Source organism: Paenibacillus sp. FSL W7-1279 (genome assembly GCF_037969845.1).
GTDB lineage: Bacteria > Bacillota > Bacilli > Paenibacillales > Paenibacillaceae > Paenibacillus_AQ.
The window spans coordinates 5,678,308-5,695,904 of the sequence record NZ_CP150215.1 but is presented as its reverse complement, the minus strand read 5'-3'; the positions used below and the strand labels follow the sequence as shown (position 1 = coordinate 5,695,904).

The 17,597-nt window shown below is 45.3% G+C and carries 14 protein-coding genes, 1 pseudogene and 5 riboswitches; of the genes and pseudogenes, 10 read left to right on the top strand and 5 right to left on the bottom strand.

Translation table 11 applies throughout. The annotated features are described in order from the left end of the window. The first annotated feature begins 264 nt into the window (after positions 1–264). Positions 265–351: riboswitch (cyclic di-GMP riboswitch) on the top strand. A gap of 57 nt (positions 352–408) precedes the next feature. Continuing rightward, a riboswitch (cyclic di-GMP riboswitch) is annotated at positions 409–497 on the top strand. Between the two features lie 13 nt (positions 498–510). Next, positions 511–1,311, top strand: a complete 801-nt coding sequence (locus MKY82_RS25645; protein WP_194544096.1) for a transglutaminase-like domain-containing protein — start codon at positions 511–513, stop codon at positions 1,309–1,311. A gap of 173 nt (positions 1,312–1,484) precedes the next feature. Continuing rightward, positions 1,485–5,228 (top strand): collagen binding domain-containing protein, encoded by a 3,744-nt coding sequence (locus MKY82_RS25640; RefSeq protein WP_339294666.1) that lies wholly within the window; start codon positions 1,485–1,487, stop codon positions 5,226–5,228. Between the two features lie 119 nt (positions 5,229–5,347). On the opposite strand, the gene MKY82_RS25635 is transcribed toward MKY82_RS25640, so the two are convergent. Continuing rightward, positions 5,348–6,313, bottom strand: a complete 966-nt coding sequence (locus MKY82_RS25635) for an SDR family NAD(P)-dependent oxidoreductase (protein ID WP_339294665.1) — start codon at positions 6,311–6,313, stop codon at positions 5,348–5,350. 143 nt (positions 6,314–6,456) lie between these two features. Between MKY82_RS25635 and MKY82_RS25630 the strand changes: the two genes are divergently transcribed. Beyond that, positions 6,457–7,011: a TetR/AcrR family transcriptional regulator gene (locus tag MKY82_RS25630; protein ID WP_194544093.1), complete on the top strand. Its 555-nt coding sequence runs from the start codon at positions 6,457–6,459 to the stop codon at positions 7,009–7,011. A gap of 114 nt (positions 7,012–7,125) precedes the next feature. Here the strand turns inward: MKY82_RS25630 and MKY82_RS25625 are convergent, their stop codons facing one another. The 4 genes from MKY82_RS25625 to MKY82_RS25610 all read right to left on the bottom strand — a co-directional run bounded on the left by MKY82_RS25625 (position 7,126) and on the right by MKY82_RS25610 (position 9,942). Beyond that, positions 7,126–7,467, bottom strand: coding sequence for a YolD-like family protein (locus MKY82_RS25625; protein ID WP_339294664.1), 342 nt, complete (start codon positions 7,465–7,467; stop codon positions 7,126–7,128). Continuing rightward, positions 7,464–8,708: a DNA polymerase IV gene (locus tag MKY82_RS25620; RefSeq protein ID WP_194544917.1), complete on the bottom strand. Its 1,245-nt coding sequence runs from the start codon at positions 8,706–8,708 to the stop codon at positions 7,464–7,466. The genes MKY82_RS25625 and MKY82_RS25620 overlap by 4 nt, the downstream gene beginning before the upstream one ends. 20 nt (positions 8,709–8,728) lie before the next feature. Further along, positions 8,729–9,115: a hypothetical protein gene (locus MKY82_RS25615; protein WP_339219142.1), complete on the bottom strand. Its 387-nt coding sequence runs from the start codon at positions 9,113–9,115 to the stop codon at positions 8,729–8,731. 119 nt (positions 9,116–9,234) lie between these two features. Beyond that, positions 9,235–9,942, bottom strand: coding sequence for a 2-phosphosulfolactate phosphatase (locus tag MKY82_RS25610; protein ID WP_194544091.1), 708 nt, complete (start codon positions 9,940–9,942; stop codon positions 9,235–9,237). 197 nt (positions 9,943–10,139) lie between these two features. On the opposite strand from MKY82_RS25610, the gene MKY82_RS25605 reads away from it, so the two are divergent. From MKY82_RS25605 to fabG, 7 genes and pseudogenes are all read left to right on the top strand, one after another. Further along, a complete protein-coding gene (locus MKY82_RS25605; protein ID WP_339294663.1) occupies positions 10,140–11,450 on the top strand; it encodes an MFS transporter in 1,311 nt (436 codons plus the stop codon). A gap of 112 nt (positions 11,451–11,562) precedes the next feature. Continuing rightward, the gene (locus MKY82_RS25600) at positions 11,563–12,429 is read left to right on the top strand and encodes a phosphosulfolactate synthase (protein WP_194544090.1); all 867 of its coding nucleotides are present in this window, start codon (positions 11,563–11,565) and stop codon (positions 12,427–12,429) included. 251 nt (positions 12,430–12,680) lie between these two features. Beyond that, the gene (locus MKY82_RS25595) at positions 12,681–13,265 is read left to right on the top strand and encodes a YitT family protein (RefSeq protein WP_233355133.1); all 585 of its coding nucleotides are present in this window, start codon (positions 12,681–12,683) and stop codon (positions 13,263–13,265) included. Positions 13,266–13,410: 145 nt separating this feature from the next. Further along, a riboswitch (cyclic di-GMP riboswitch) is annotated at positions 13,411–13,505 on the top strand. A gap of 205 nt (positions 13,506–13,710) precedes the next feature. Next, positions 13,711–13,805, top strand: a riboswitch (cyclic di-GMP riboswitch). 161 nt (positions 13,806–13,966) lie between these two features. Beyond that, entirely contained in the window at positions 13,967–14,695 is a 729-nt protein-coding gene (locus MKY82_RS25590; protein WP_194544089.1) for a LuxR C-terminal-related transcriptional regulator, read from the top strand. Positions 14,696–14,823: 128 nt separating this feature from the next. Next, positions 14,824–14,912: riboswitch (cyclic di-GMP riboswitch) on the top strand. Positions 14,913–15,115: 203 nt separating this feature from the next. Beyond that, positions 15,116–15,799, top strand: a pseudogene (locus tag MKY82_RS25585) (class I SAM-dependent methyltransferase); the annotation flags it as partial. Between the two features lie 276 nt (positions 15,800–16,075). Then, entirely contained in the window at positions 16,076–16,825 is a 750-nt protein-coding gene (locus MKY82_RS25580) for an acetoacetate decarboxylase (RefSeq protein ID WP_194544916.1), read from the top strand. Positions 16,826–16,827: 2 nt separating this feature from the next. Next, entirely contained in the window at positions 16,828–17,589 is a 762-nt protein-coding gene (gene fabG / locus MKY82_RS25575; protein ID WP_233355050.1) for a 3-oxoacyl-ACP reductase FabG, read from the top strand. The last annotated feature ends 8 nt before the right edge of the window (positions 17,590–17,597 follow it).

The following is a 17,597-nucleotide window of genomic DNA, read 5'->3' as shown; positions in this document are numbered from 1 at the left end:
ACTCCTTACGGTGTTATCTCGCTTGTCGTGCACTTGTTAGTTTTATTGTATAAGAGGAAGATTCGATGCTTCCAGATAACAAACTTGATACTATAGTCAACAAACGTTAGATTCGAAAGATTTATTGCTCTATTGTTCGGTTAATTAACAAGAGCCAAACTTTCAAGGTTAGACGCTCTGTGGGACCTAAGACAATATTCCAAATTTTAATTTTTTTATTGATAGAAATGGATATATTTGATATGATGTATTCACAAAAGCTACTCACGATAACGGCAAACTTGTCGAAAGGCAAGGACGCAAAGCTACAGGGTCTTCTTGACGAAACGTCAATGACAGCCAGCTACCGAACGAAGACGCTTTTTTTGTTTTTTTGGACAAACATCCACTGAATCCTGTGAAACTCTAATACGATAATGGCAAACTTGTCGAAAGACTAGGACGCAAAGCTACAGGGCCTTCTTGACGAAATGTCAAATGGCAGCCTGGCCACCGAAGGGGAGTTACAGCATGCGCAACGCAATGTTCGCGATAATTGGACTTTTTGCGTTACTGATATGGGCTCCGGTTGTACAAGCTGCACCATCTGAAGATTGGCTGGGCTTGGAGGAACTGGATCGTGGGGCAATCGTCATTCGATATGACGTGAAAGCAGGCACCAAAACGAAACTCATGATCGGAAAAGGTCAGGATCAATATACATATGGGCTTTCGAGGGCCAAGCAGCAGGAAGTTTTTCCACTGCAGATGGGCAACGGGAACTACAAGATTTCCGTGCTGGAACAAGTCAGCGGCAGCAAATACAAGATCGTACAGGAAGCGGCAGTTAAACTTCAACTGACGAACAGCAGCCAAGTGTTTTTGAACTCTGTACAAAATGTCGATTGGAGCGAAGAGGGCAAGGCTGCTCAGCTTGCGAAAAAGCTAACCCGCACTGCTCACTCCGACAAGGAAAAAGTACAGGCTGTCTACGAATATATCGTCGGGACGGTTCGGTACGACAACGCTCTGGCATCCAGCAAGCTGACGGATTACCTTCCCGATAGCAACCGCACGATCGCTGGACAAAAGGGAATGTGCTACGATTACGCCTCCCTGTTCGCTTCCATGCTCCGAAGCCTCGATATTCCGGCAAAGCTTGTCATGGGAACCTCGGAATACGTCGATGTCTACCACGCCTGGAATGAAGTATATTTGAACGGGCAGTGGGTAACCATTGACACAACCGTCGATGCAAGCTGGAAAAGCAAAGGAGCCGGATACAAAATGATTAAAGATGCCTCCAGCTATTCAGCATCCAAATACTACTAATTAATGCGTAACAATAAAATTAAGCTTTGGACGATTATGTCCAAGGCTTATTTCGCTTGTATAGAAATTGTATAGTTTTGGCCGATATAATGCAGGAAGCCCGCTGGGTTCTGAAGGAAAATACAGACACCAATGAATCGTGCGCCCGTAACAGGTCTTGAAGATGATGGCTCGTGAAGTCCATTATTGGCATGCATTTTGATAGAAGCATGGGACGAATCAGCGCACGAAAAAGTAAGATCGGAACCGAATATTACGAGGGTAATGATAAGATTGAGGGAGAGATTATGAAGAAAAAAGTAAGTGGAATTGTTGTGGCGCTGCTGCTTCTGTTTCAAACCCTATTGGGCACATTTGCTTGGACGGCGAATGCGGCGGGTAGCGAGCAGCCATCAGCCGCTACTGTGCAGGGATCAGAGACTGGCGTGCAGGAATTAGAAGTTAGCGAGCCAAAGACAGTCACGGATGACGTATATAACACGCCAGCACCAGCAGTCGACATGGAAGGAATACTAACCAAAGTCGTATTAACCGATGTGAACGGTACCGTGGTTGATGCGGTGTATAATCCGGACAGCAGCCTGGACATCGGTGCAGCCGTTAATCTCAGCTACGAATGGGAGCTTCCGAACGGACACGGCTACAAGAATGGGGATATATTCACTTTCGAGCTGCCGACGCAGTTTGAGATTTTTACGGACATTGACGCACCGCTCCTTGCCGGTCAAGGCGAAGTTGGCCGATTTACGGTTGATCGGAACGGGAAAGTTGTGATGACCTTCAACGATTACGTGGAGAATCATTCCAACATCAGCGGCAAGCTGGAAATTCGCACAGAGTTTAAGAAGGAAGTTGTTAAAGGAAGCACTGAAATCATTATTGCATTTCCGATAAAGGGCGGGGTTCAGACCATCATTGTGAACCTAAAGCCGCAAGGCGGAAAGCTGATCGAGAAGCAAGGGAAAGCGATCGGCAAAGATCAGATCGATTGGACGGTCCAGATCAACAAATCATTGGATAAAATCAAGCACGCGGTTCTCACAGATGAAATGCCTGAAGGCTTGGAACTCATCGCGGATTCCGTAGAGGTTTATAACCTGCAGGTTAACGGTGACGGCTCAGCGCTTCTTGGTGATAAGCTGGACGCTGGCAAGTACACCGTCCAAACGGGCGACGGCGGCAAACTGGAGCTTGCATTCCAGGATGAGATGATCAGCAAAGCCTACGAAATTCGCTTTTCGACGAAGCTTATCGGTCAACAGTCACGGTTTGAGAATACCGCTGTCCTGTCAGGCGAAGGGATGGAAAATGCCCAATCGACGGCGACCGTAACGGTAGATCGCGGCCAATTCTTGAATAAGTCGTATCGCCAGGATAAGGATACCGGAGTCATTACTTGGACGGTGAAATACAATTTCAACGAGAAGAAGATTCCGAGCGCTCAAGCCGTAATTACGGATGAATTTAGTGAGAATCATACCTGGGATGCCGATTCGCTGAAGGTGTATAACGGGAATTCGACGAATGCCAAAGACCTGGTTTCAGAAGAGGATTATAACGCTGTAGCGAAAGGCACGAACGGATTCGAGCTTCAATTCAAGCAGGATATCGATTCGCCTTATACGATCGTTTATCAGACGATGCCGGTTGACCGCTTGAGCTCCGAAGGTCAGGAGGTCAAGAACAAAGTTGTATCGGGTGATGCATTCAAGGAAGTAACAGCCCCGGGTTATGGAAGCCGTGCTCTGGTGAAAGGAAATACTAACATCGATTTCGCCAACAAAAAGGCAAAGTGGAAGATCACGGTCAATGGCGATAAAAAGCCGGACGGCACCAAATACAGCATGGAGAAGGTAGTCATCACGGATACGTTCCCGCAAGGCGGACTCGAATTCGTTCCGGATTCAGTGACTGTAAAAGCGGACGGGAAAGTCGTTCCAGAGGGCGATTATAAAATCGTGATCGATGATGTACGCAACGGGTTTGTCATCGAATTCTCCAAGATTGACGCCACTTATACGATTGAATATGAAACGAAGTTTAACATCGGCTGGCTGAAGGATCGCAAACGGGACTTTTTGAACAGAGCCTCGATGACATGGGTCGAAGAAGGCAAGAGCAGAGGGCCGATTGAGCGGGATGCAAGCTTCTCCGCTGACGATTATACGAAAAATAACGGCGGTAAAGACGGCAGCTACAATCCTGTCGACAAAGAAGTGACGTGGAATATCAAGATGAATTATAATCTCGATTCGCTTAACGAAGCGATCGTAACCGATGCCCTGAAGCACCAGCAGAAGCTTGTGCCGAATTCGGTCAAGGTATACGAGATGGAGTTGACCGGGGGACGGAATGGCGCTCAGAAGGGCTCGCTAGTTCCAGCTGAACAATATGCAGTGACTGAACCATCAGAAGCTAACGGAAACCAGTTGTCCGTTCGGTTTACCAGCCCGATCTCATCAGCATACTGGATTGAATTCAAAACATCGCTGGAAGACACATTGATTGTCAACAAAATCGACAATACCGCCGTACTGCTGGATGGCAGCGCTAAAAAAGCGACCTGGAACGCCAGCGTAACGATTCCACACGGCGGCGAATATGTGAAGAAAAGCGGCGCCCAAAATGGAAACAAAATCGACTGGGTGATTCGAATCAATGAAGGTCAGTCGCATATTTCCAATGCTAAAATAATCGACTATCCAAGTGCGAACCAAATCTTGATCGAGGATTCCTTCCACTTGTATACAACCAAGATCGACGCAAATGGAAAAGCGGAAAAAGCTCAAGAGCTGACAAAAGGGAAGGATTACACCTTAACCATTAATAGGCTTGAGGGAGATCAAGAGACCTTCGAATTAAAGTTCACGGGTGATATCTCAACGGCTTATATTTTGGAATATCAGTCGTTCATTATCGCTGAAGATAAAGAGGCTGTTCAAAATAAGGTGGCTCTTGAAGGAGATCAGCTGAAGACGGAGATTCGGGAAACGACGGAAGAGGTTATTGTCCGTACTTCCTCCGGCTCAGGTTCGGGAGGCGGCGTAACGGGCAGTCTGGAAGTAACGAAGGTGGATCAGGATGATCAGACGAAGCCGCTGGCGGGAGCAAAGTTTGCGCTTTACGACAAGGCAGGCAAACGAACACCGATCGTAAAAACCACCGATGAGGAAGGCAAGATCCTCTTTACGAAGCTGCTCTACGACGAGTATATTTTGGAGGAGCTGGCCGCTCCAGAAGGATATAAAATCGAGCAAACGACGTGGGACGTAACGATTGATTCCAGCATCAAGGATCAAGGCAATGTGAAGAAAATGATCGTAACGAACCGCAAGGAAGAGCCGGTTACACCTGACGAGCCTACGGATCCGACAGACCCGGGTAACCCAGGGAACCCAACAGACCCGGGCAATCCGACGGATCCGGGTAACCCAGGGAACCCGACCGATCCGGGCAATCCAACGGATCCGGGTAACCCAGGGAACCCGACCGATCCGGGCAATCCAACGGATCCTGGTAACCCAGGGAACCCAACCGATCCGGGCAATCCAACGGATCCGGGTAACCCGGGGAACCCAACCGATCCGGGCAATCCGACCGGTGAAGTAGAGGTGCCAGACGAGGATGTTCCAAGAGGCGAACCAACAACGCCGCAAACGCCTCAAACGCCTCCGACAGAGCCGGAAACACCAACCGTTGATATTAGCGAAGAGGATATTCCGCGAGGAGGCGTCGAGCCTGAGCCTCAGAAGCCGGAAGCACCAGCTCCATCAGAGAAGACCTCGACACCGCAAACGACGGTTCCGATGCTTCCAAAAACCGGTGAAGCGAGCCCTTATCCATTCTATTTGGCTGGCCTCGGGTTGATCGCTTTCGGTGTATGGTTAGGTCGCAAACGGATAAAAATGAAACCATAACGTCTCACGCTATACTTCGGCTCTTCTTGTCCAATGATCTGGGCAAGGGGAGCCGTTTTCCATGTTGGGGATTCAATCCCGTCCATTAGGCTTGTTCGGAGATCAGATCATGGGGCGAGTTATACCCCTGTTTCTAAAATTGTCTCCGTTTGATTCAAACTGGTCAACGCTACACTAACCTCCCATAACTGTTTCCTATTTTCATTGTTATAAGAAATTTCGGATGATTTTATTTGTTTCGTACCTTCAAAATATTTCCCTGTCGTTTGGTTAAACTTGCTATCGGTTACTAGAGCAGCCAATGCTTTCCCGGACTGACGCACCGTATTCACGTTAGGGTAAAATAGCGTTAAAACAGGCATAAGATAGTTCCAAACAAATCTCATAATCGGCGTATAGCTTTGAGCAAGGCCCGTGCCTGGCATCATTCCCGGATCGAAAGCATTTACGGTAATATTCTTTTGGGTTTGCTGCTTTATTCGATTGGCCAACTCGTAGGTGAAATATAAATTACATAACTTTGAAGTCGTGTAGCGCCGTCTGCCAATGAGAGATATAGCTTCGCTCGAGCTCGCCTGGTCAGGATAGGCTAATAATTGGGGATCTACAAAATCAGGTGCAGGCATTCCTGTCTTTTTCAATGGATCATGGGTTCCGCTGCTGACTAACACGATTCTGCCGGACTGCGTTATTTGTCCAAGCAGCATATTAGCCAGGAGGAAATGTCCAAGATGATTTACGCCAAAGGTAGCTTCAAACCCATCTTTCGTATAATGCGTTTTATCGATAAACTGTACGCCTGCATTGCATACAAGTGCATATAAAGGCGGGTAATCCATTTGTGTAAACTTGCTTATAAAACCTCTTATGGATGCCATAGATGAAAGATCGAGCTCCAAAAAGGTTATGTTTTTATTATTGGTTTCTTGAATTAACGCATCTACTGCTTGATTGGCTTTAGCAGCGTCGCGGCAGGCGATCACCACATGATAACTTTTGTCATGCCTAGCTAATATCTTAGCGCATTCATATCCTAAACCAGAGTTCCCGCCTGTTACGATCACCGTTTGTTTCTGTGGACTCATTCCTAACCACGCTCCTATTTTGGTATTTCATACGTTGACAGTGTCAACATACGGTGATTATATACCTGCAAAGTTGACACTGTCAACAGTGTTGGTGTAAAATTTAAGACATGAAATTACAATCCATATCTTAAGAGGATATTATGAACGATACCAAACAAAAGCTGATTCATATCACCAGACAAATGATTGATCGACAAGGCATTGATGCTGTCAGCATGCGCGAGCTTGGTAAAGAAATGAACTTGTCCCGCAGTGCCATGTACAGACATTTCAAAAATAAGGAAGACTTGCTGGCGGCTGTTGCGGTTGAAAATTTTGAGATGCTGACCAGCACGATTCGAAAAACAATGGAAAGCACAAACGATTCGCGAAAACTTATATATGCTATTTTGTGTACGTATTTTGAATTTGGTATCAACCATCAGGAGCATTACCGCTTGATGTTCCGAAAGCAATGGGATAAGGAGTTGTATCCTGATCTTTATCATTCTGCTTTTGAGATATTTAAGCTTGTAGAAACGTGTTTGGAAAAGGCAGAGAACATTCGGAAACCCCCAACCGAATCAACCGCCATCATGTATGCGTTCATTCATGGCTTGGTTGAATTGAATTCAGCCCAGCATACGGAACCGGAAAAGGGACTGGATCATCCAACCCATCTTCTCGATTCTTTTCTCGATCTGATTTTTATTTAGGAGAGCAAGCATCGCGTTAAACCAATGTGCAGTAACATAGATACCAAAATACCTCTGATCGAGATCAGAGGTATTTAATGTGCGTTCATCTCACGCTGGGTTTAGCTTTATACATCATGATCCTGCTGAAATGATCTCGTCAATTTTAATCCAACGCGATTCCTCTTCGGCCATGGATAGTTTGATCTCCCGTCTAAATGTATGGATCAGCACGACAATTCCTGTCAATTCCGTGTCCTCATATTCATCGAATAGCCTTACGGTAATCATACGGTGTTCATGAAATGACTCGGCGAGGGCCCCCTCGATTAATTCCATTTCTTGCGGATCCAGCGTCGGCCGGCCTTTCCGGCCATCTTCCAGCTGCCTGCGAATGATGGTTTCTTTGTGTTCCGGCAGCATCATCCGACTGGATTCCCACAGCCCATTGCCCTCAAGCTTTTTTCGTGTTGTCATTTATAGTGTCCTCCTATCTTGGCTGATCGATCCAGCGCTTGGCCTGCGTCCGTTTTGGATACGGCTCGGATCACAATCGAATTCCCGTATTTATTTTTCAGGGCATCGGTCACCCGTTCAAGTGCCATCGACCGCTCCCGTCCGGTATCAAACAATGACAATTGGTATTCCGTGTCCGGGGAAAACTGTGACAAGCTAATACCGACCCGCCGAATCGGCAGGCCGTCCCAATACGTTTCAAGCAGCCGGCATGCCCAGCGGTAAACCTGATTCGTAATATTCGATGGATCCTCCATCTTCATTTGTCGGCTAAATCCCGTAGGGCGGTCAAAGTCTGCCCCCATACAACCGACCGACACCACATGCCCCATAAAACCAAGACCGCGGCATCGCTGGCAAACCAACTCCGTCAGCTCCAGCAGTACGACCTTGATTTCTTCCAGCTTGGTATAATCGCGAGGGAGGGTCATCATGTGTCCAACCGATTTAGGGTCAACCTGGTGCGTGCCTGGCCTTACCGGGCTATCATCGATTCCGTTGGCAATTCGCCAGTACATCTCGGCTGAAATATCGGAATTTTTACCGAATTTACGGCGCATCATCTGCTTCAATTTAGCAAGAGGCGTCTGAGCCACGCTGCCGATCGTGGGCAGCCCCATGACGTTAAAGTGGCGGGTCATCTTGCTGCCGGCCATAAACATGCAGCTGACGGGCAGTTTCCAGAGGGTATCCGGAAGCGAGTCCTTGGACAACGTGTAGATGCCGGACGGATTTTTCTTGGCGTAGTTATCACAGGCGGTTTTAGCCAGGATTTTGGTTTCGCCGATGCCGAAGCGAGCGTACACACCCGTGGCATCCATGACATGACGCTGAATGGTTCTGGCTAACTCATCCGGTGTGCCGAACAGATGCAGCGAACCGGTAACGTCTAAAAATTGCTCGTCGATACTGTAAGGCTCAACTAAATCGGTATAACTCTTGTATATCTCCGTGATTTGCATCGAGACGTCAATATACTTCTGCATCCTGGGTTTGATGACGACAAGGTCGGGACACTTGGATAGTGCCTCTCCTAATCGCTCTGCCGTCGTTATTCCTTTTGCTTTAGCGAGCGGACAAGCAGCCAACACGATGCCTGAACGTCTTTCCGGATCCCCTGCAACGACCAAAGGGCGGTTTTTATACTCGGGATGGTCTGCTTTCTCAACAGATGCATAAAAGGACTGGCAATCCCCTAACATGATCACTCGGTTAGATGATTTCACAGCGAACTCCCCTTATCTGCGATTTTCAGCCCCAGGTAGGTGTACGATCTCTGCTCGATCTCTGCCTCAATTAGCCCCCACAGTATAGACAGCTTGTGATGATACCCCCTGCAGATGAATTCAACCTCAATGCCAAGCTTTGTTTTTCGATCCTCGTAAACCTTAATGGCGTATTCACGCATTTTCCTGCGAGCCAGAGCTAAATCGGATAATGCAGCTGCCTGCAAATGGTCGATCATCGCATTCGTTAGCTCCGGGGTCTTTAAATCTGCTCTACATAGGATCGAACGGTCATGCTCTAACACATCAAGTAAAAGGGGTAATAAAATATAATCCTTCACCAGTTGGGTTTCATCTGGTTTCAACCCAATACTCAACATCATTAACCACCTCATCGACGGGAACGTTTGTTTGTATTATATGCGAACATTCGTTCTTTTATCAATGTAAATTATACCCTTATGAAGAGGAATCAGAAACTCACAAGCGGTACCTGGCATAATCAGTGATTAAAGACCCCCACCTGGAGCCTTTCAATCAACGGATGGTTTTTGTTCAGATTCACTTTCATTACAAAATCGGAAGGGATCTCTTGGATGCAAAACGAAATATCCTCCTGTAAAAATTCCGGTCTTTCAATATCGTAAAACTTCCCGGCCGCTTCTGACTTTCGAATTCGCTCAATGGTTTGTTCGGCAGATATACGATTAGTGTCTTGGAGAATTTCCGATATATATTGTGCGCAGGCCAGATCATCATCCCCTGACGGATGCGAAGCAATTACATTAATCGTCATGTCATCGTCTTTTAATAAGTTCCTCTTTATAAACTCTGCGGTTGTTCTTGCATTTGTGAACCCGGTAACGAATAGATGCTCGGTGCTCAATGCGTTTAGGGTGGCTGTAACTCCATTGGTAGTCTTTTGGATCAGAAATTTCTCCCGAAGATCGAAGCCATGTAAACGCGCAGGCGAATTATCCAGCTCAAACCCCGGAATCGGCAGACCCTGTATCTCTCCCGCCAATAAAAAGTCAGGATAGATTTTCTTTAGACGCAAGGCATCGTCCAGAGTTCCTGCCAGAATGATACCCTGAACCCCATGGATAAAGGCATAGTGCGCTACGGTAAAAGCCCTTATAACATCAATTACAATATTGATGTGTGATGCGTCCAAGGTGTGATGGTGTCCTTGAATAATCTGTATCGGCATGTCGTATCCCCTTTTCCCCGGCATAATGGGCTATTTTAGTAACAGTATATTTGCCCAAAACCAAGGAGTGCTCAAATCCTCTAATGGATTCAGCAGCAGCGATGGAATATTAAATCCGGATGTGGTGATAATTAGGAAGCATGGAAATAAAGAAAATGTTCTGTTCTACACGAACTTCAAGTCCGAGGAGCGATACCATGGAGAAGACCAAAAAGCGAAAACTGAATATCAGCTTTCATAGCGATATCGACCTGCAGACCGACTCCGAGGAGACACAAGACAGCGAATCCACCGGAAAATCAAAAACTTCTACCGGTTCAAAGGGTCAAGTGTGGGAATTTATCGCACTGGCAACGATCCCGATCGTGCTCGTTTTTGGCAATTCCATGCTAGTTCCGGGGCTTCCTGAAATGCAAAGGGAACTGGGTATCAGTAAATTCCAAAGCAGCTTGATCATCACGATTTTCTCCTTGGCAGCTGGCTTATTTATTCCGATTATTGGTTATTTGTCCGATCGATTTGGACGCAAAGTTATTATTATACCCGCCCTGATCATATATGGAGGTTCCGGTATTCTGGCAGGATTCGGTGCTATTTGGAACTCTTTTGGGGTGATTATTACCGCGAGGGCGATTCAGGGGCTAGCGGCCGCCGGAACAGCACCGATTGCCATGGCGCTCGTCGGCGATTTATACGATGGCGGGACAGAGAGCAAGGCACTGGGACTAATCGAAGCCTCCAATGGCGCCGGCAAGGTACTCAGCCCGATCATCGGCTCCCTGCTTATGCTGATCGTATGGTATGCTTCCTTCTTTGCATTTCCCGTGTTCTGTGCACTATCGTTGTTGGCCGTCATTTTTATGATCAAAGAATCAAAACAACATTCAAAGCAAGAACTAAGGAAGTACCTTGGAAAAATCGGGGACATCTTTAAAGAAAAAGGCCGCTGGCTCATCACTGCTTTTTTTGCCGGTTCGCTGGGGCTATTCATTTTGTTTGGCATACTGTTTTATCTATCCAACATTCTTGAAGACAAGCCGTATAACATTGACGGGGTCGTGAAGGGCTTGATTTTGGCCATTCCATTACTTGGGATGGTTATCACTTCCTATACGACGGGAAGCTTGATCAAGAAGAATGGCCTGTTGATTCGTTGGCTGATGAATATCGGGCTGATTGCCATGACCCTGTCTCTGGCAGCTACACTTTTCTTTTTTAAGAACATTTATGTGTTTATCGGGCTGCTGACAGTCAGCTGTATCGGAACCGGAATGCTTCTTCCTTGCCTGAATACGATGATCACCGGTGCAGTTGAGAAAAGTGAGCGAGGGATGATTACATCCCTTTATAATAGCTTGCGATTTTTGGGAGTTGCAGCAGGGCCGCCCTTGTTCGGGTGGATGATGGATAAATCGGATCAGGTTGTTTTTATAACCGTGTCTTCACTATCTTTGGTTACTCTAGGTTTGGTGTTCTTTTTGATTAAACCGCCTCGGCAGATCGGATGACCGTGACGAATCCCTATGACAAAAGATGGGCACCTGTCAATGGGTATGAGCATATTATGCCAATGTCATTGGATTAAACGACTAAATCAAAAAGAATTGAGGAGATCCTAGAATGAACAGTTCTCTGCGAACAGTTTGGCCCATGGAGATATGTGATCCGAGCGGGCTGCGCGAAAATCCCGAACACGGCAAAAAAGACCACGACACCTACGGGGTCATGGAACGCGGGATGACGATGGTTATTGATAAAGGCCTGGGTAGAAACATGTTCTCAGATGTGATTGAAACAGCCTCGGATTACATCGATTGTGTCAAATTCGGTTTTGGGACGGCTCCGCTGTATAAAACGGAAATGCTGCTATACAAAATCAATCTAGCCAAACAACATGGAATCACGGTCATGCCCGGCGGGACCTTGCTTGAGACAGCCGTGCAGCAAGATGTCGTCCCCGCATTTTTTAATACCGTTTGCCGTCTTGGATTTAACGCGATAGAAGTATCTGACGGCACGATTGAGATGTCGCGAAAAAAACGAACGGAACTCATTCGGGAAGGTAAACAACGCGGACTTCGGGTTTTTACGGAGTATGGTAAAAAACAATCCGGTTCCCACATCGACGCCGAAATGCTCGCGTATACGATGGAAGCGGATTTAGACGTAGGCGCGGAGTTTATCATTGTTGAAGCGCGCGAGTCTGGACTAGGCATCGGTATTTACGATAAGCATGGCGAGTGCCAGGAAGAAATGATAAATAATATCATCGACAACGTGTCGGATGCAAGAAAGCTGATTTGGGAGGCACCTCTTAAGCAGCAGCAAGCGATGCTTCTCCGCAAATTTGGATCTCATGTACATTTGGGAAATATCCAACCCACCGAAGTGCTTTCCCTTGAAACGATGCGCCGGGGTCTTCGTCAAGATACGTTTGAACTCGGGGTGAGAGAGAAACAAACCGATGGATTTTGTTACGTAATTTAAACATAGACCAAACCACAAGAGAATGTTAAATACTAGAGGGCTGCCTATGGATATCTCCAGAGTCAGCCTATACATATTTTCGTTAAAAAGATCTATCCCGGTATCCCCTCCAGGGAACAAGCATACACTTAAAAAAGCAGGACTAGCTTGTTACTCTAATCGATGAAGGATGATTCCGTGTGAACTTACAGATCCTACCCGGGCGGAAGAGCCCCTTTTTCTATCGTCATGCTTCCAAGAAACTTTTCTACATTACCGCCGGCTCCATCATTCAAGGTTTTGCCATGGCCATGTTCTTGTTTCCTCACGCCATTCCTTCGGGAGGAGGAGCAGGGATCGCGGTGCTTCTGAACCATGCGTTTGAGATCCCGATGAGTCTCGGACTGTGGCTGGCTAATTTTATTTTCCTTGCCTTTACAGTCCCTTATCTTGATGGAGTCAGTGCCTTCGGGACCATATTTGTTATAACAGTGACGTCCGTTTCCGTTAATTTCTTCGAGGTGTTCCTAGAACCCCCGTTCGGCAACGTATGGATCGATCTTCTATTCGGCTCGGTTATTCTCGGAACAGGTGTCGCCATCCTCATAAAGCAGAGGGTATCGAATGGGGGAATCGGTTATGTTGCCTTAGCCATTTATAAGTATAAAAGAATCAACCCGGGCACCTCATTGTTCTGGATGAATGGAATTATATTCGCTTTCGCTGCCTATGTGATCGATTGGAAAATTATTATCCTTGCTGTTGTATGCCAGTGGATATCAACCCGGATCATTAACTGGATTCACCAGTTCCCTCCCCCGAAATCGGTCTATCAACCCGCTTGGCGCAAAAAGTGATTCTGTATACGTGTAAGAGTGATTGACAAATCTAACAAAAATATGGAAATTTGGGTCGTACGACCTATATTAAATGAAAAACAATGTAAGTTATAGTTTGAATAAGTCATAACATGTTTGGATATTCGACAAATTCATACTCTTCGTACGACAATAGCAAACCCGCTGAAAAGCGGCGACGCAAAGCTACAGGGGCTAATGTGGATCTGCTTAAGACCGTGATGCCAGCCAGCTGCCGAATACGACGGAAGCCTCCGTCTCTTCTTACTAGTTTTTCCACCTATGTCTTTAAGCTGATGGAGGCTATTTGTGTTGTTTATTAAATTTTATGAAAGGGGGACCTGTACTAGTCTTAACAGTCTTATCTACCTGAAAAGGGACTTTAAATATATTGAAAGGCAGGTGAATCGTAGATATAATTTTCGGCACACAATCGAATCGTTTCGTACGATAATAGCAAACCCACTGAAAAGTGGCGACGCAAAGCTATAGGGGCTAATGCGGATCTGCCTAAGACCGCGATGCCAGCCAGTTGCCGAATACGACGGAAGCCTCCGTCCTATTTTGCTATGGTTATCTTAATGGATGGTGGTTTTTTATTGTTTATTTTCGCTTATAAGCTACCGAATTCAGAAGCGGAGATGACTAGAAGATCGATTTCATTATTAATCACTTATTCTTAAAAGGAAGAAGGGAAAATAATGGGCCGTAGAACACTGCTGGAAGCAAACGATCATTTTCCTAATATCCTCAGTATGTCTGAAATAAAAGGAAGGTTGATTGAACGGAAAGAAATTTTATATTTGCTGCAAGAGGAAACCAGGAATATGAACGATTTGCTGTCCATACCTTATTTATTTGTTATAACAGATACGGATGGTGCCGTTATCGATTATTGCGGCACGGATTTGTTAAAAGGATATTTTGAAAGAAATAATATAAAAAAAGGCACATCATTTGCGATGAAAACCGCAGGGGTCAATGCCATTTCTTTATCGATGGAAAATCAATCGGTTTCTGTCGTAATTGGTACCCGGCACACCAACCAATTGTTTGCCGAGCTGTCATGTGTATGTACGCCAATTCGAATAAAAAATGTGATTATAGGCTACCTTGGCCTGAGTTTTCATTATTTACACGAGGTTACATTTGCCATACCACTCATTGAACACCTGGCTAAAAATATTGAAGAAAAACTGCCTCAAAAGGACCCCATTCTACAAAAAGAGCTGACTTATTCTCACTTTGACCAATATGAATTAACAAATCGTGAGAAAGAGATAGCTTATGGATGGCTGGAAAATAAAAACGTACCTGAAATTGCGGGCATTTATGGGATTAGTCAAAGCACGGTCCGTACTTTTATTAAAAAGATATACGCAAAGACGAGCGTTAATCATAAAGGAGCATTCCTTAGGAAATTTACTTAAAATTTAAATTAAAATACATAAGTATAAACTACCCAATTTTGGGTATTTTTTTTGTTTAAGTCGAATTTTATACTTTAAAGTAAGTTGTCGTTGAAGGATTAATGAACATTTTGACAATTTCATACTTCGTACGACAATAGCAAACCCATCGAAAGGTGGCGACGTAAAGCTACGGGGGCTAAGGTGGATATAAACACTATGCCAGCCAGTTGCCGAATACGACGGGACCCCAGTCTATTTAATCATGGCGGGGGGTTTTTGTGTTTTGAGTGATATTGCTAAAGGTGGTGAAAAAATATAAAAATGTCTAATTGTAGTCTTCAGAAGATTAGAGGCAAACTATCTCACCAAATATCGTCAGCAACCTATTCTACATATTTATGCCTGTAGGGATGTCTTCTTGGGAGGAAAATCTAGAGTATGGACAAAACTAACAAAAAACATTTACTTGATGATGTTGAGACGAAGATTAATCAAGGTCTTTTCTCTGAAGCATTTAATGCCCTTTATCATGGATTAGACAGCATACGCAGACATTCTTCAAAAAAAGATTGGAAGCAGTTTATTGCCCAATATCGTCAACATGCAGTAAGCTATTTTTTCTTACAAGAACCGTTTTCTCGTCGAGCATTTGACAAACCGCGCGGTTATGCTGGTGATCCCGTAATGATGGATTCCATCTATGACTTCGACAAAACAGCACCGCCACCTTACGAGGGCAGACAAGCAGAAATTTCCGAGCTTCTCAACTACGAGCTTAATCGTATAAGTTATGCAAATGATGCTGTTCGCGAAAGAAAACGTATATTTTCCAGCAAGATTGACGAAACAGCAGAACGAGTTGCGAACCCTTATATTCTCTCTTTTCCTAGCGGCCATTTGAGAGAAGTATTGGAAAGTGTCGCGGTTAAGAATAAACGCATTGGGAAATTTGTTGCTATTGATCAAGATCAGGAGGCCCTTTCGGTTGCAGCGGAAATCATAAAAGACTTTGGCGAAACGATTCCTGCCTCCATAGTTGACATCATTGAAAATGAAGTGCCTCTTCCTGGATTTGATTTTATATACAGTGTTGGTGTATTTGATTATCTGCCCAACGGAGTTGCCAAAAAATTAGTTAACGAATTATTTAATTTGCTCAATCCCGGAGGTCGATTGTTAATAGCCAATTGGCTTCCTGATACCCCCTCTATTGCTTATATGGAGGCAGCGTTGGATTGGTGGATCACTTACCGTACCAAGGAGCAAATGCAAGAGTTAACCGAAGCTATACCAGAAGAAGATATTCATCATATTGATATTTTTGTGGAAAAATACGAGGTTGTTGTTTTTATGGAAATTGAGAAGGCGGGAGAAGTGAATTCTTTCAAAAGGAAAGGGATGGAACTATTGAAACTGCATGAGGTACGCAAGCAAATGTCGACTCCATTGGGAGCTCCTGCTTATCCTGTTGGACCTTATCATTTTCGTAACCGGGAATACCTGAACATTCTATATCGTACCGACACGGAAGCCTTGAGACGTGTAGTCCCTGAGCCGCTTGAAATTGATGAGCCTTTAGTCAAATTTGAGCTCATGTACATGCCGGATGTTACCGGTTTGGGGGCCTATACAGAATCTGGCCAGCTGATACCGGTGAGCTTTAATGGGGAGAAGGGTGAATACCAGCACGCGATGTATGTGGACAGTCTTCCTGCGATCGCGGCCGGACGTGAGATCAGCGCATATCCGAAAAAACTGGGCTCTCCAAAACTGTATATTGATTCGGACACATTAGTCGGTACGCTGGACTACGGGTCTTTACGTGTAGCCACCGCAACGATGGGATATAAACATCAGGCTCTCGACCCGGAGCAGGCCCGCCAAGAGATTTGCCAACCGACATTTATGCTCAAAATTGTGCCGAACTATGATGGAACTCAGAAGGTATGCCAACTGATGCGTACTCAGATCAAAAATCTGACCATTCATGGTGCCTGGACGGCCCCAGCCCGGCTGCAATTGTTTGCCCATGCGTTGGCCCCACTGGCAGATCTCCCCGTGCTTGAGGTTGTATCAGCTTCGCATATTGTTACTGATTTGGGGTTATCCGCGCCGGATGTCATTTATGACTATTTGGCGGAACATTGAAAGTGGATGGGGGGATTAGAATTTTAACCGGAAAGAATTTTTTAGTAACAGGCGGTTCGAGAGGTATAGGAAGAGCAACAGTAATAAAACTGGCCGAGCAGGGAGCTAATGTTACTTTTACGTATAAAGAAAATGAAGCTGCTGCAATGGAATTGTGTAATTACGTGGTGGATAAAGGAATCGGGAAAATAACCTGTATTCAAGCGGATTCAACCGATCCTTTAGTCGCTTCCGAAGTACTAGAAACGGTCTGTAAAGATAATTCTCAACTGGATGGTTTGGTAGTTAATGCTGGAATCACTAGGGACAGTAATTTGGTGATGATGGATGAAGAGAGCTGGAGTGAAGTGATTTCTACTAATCTAACGGGGACTTTCAATTATTTAAAAGCAGCATCATTTAAGTTTATTCGACAACGTTCAGGTTCAATCGTTTGTGTTAGTTCAGTAAATGGTTTGATTGGAGTGCCTGGACAAGCTAACTATTCCGCTTCAAAGGCTGGTCAAATCGCATTGGTTCGGTCACTCGCACTTGAAATAGCGAGATTCAACATCAGGGTTAATGCAGTTGCACCTGGTTATATCAATACAGATATGTATCAATCCATAAGTGAAAAAATGAGGCTTTCCAAAGAGAAATCTATTCCTCTGGGAAGGCTCGGAGATCCGGAAGAAGTTGCAAATGCAATATGCTTTCTATTATCAGAACAGTCTTCATATATAACAGGTTCGGTATTAAATGTAGATGGTGGTTGGAATGCATAAGTATTTTA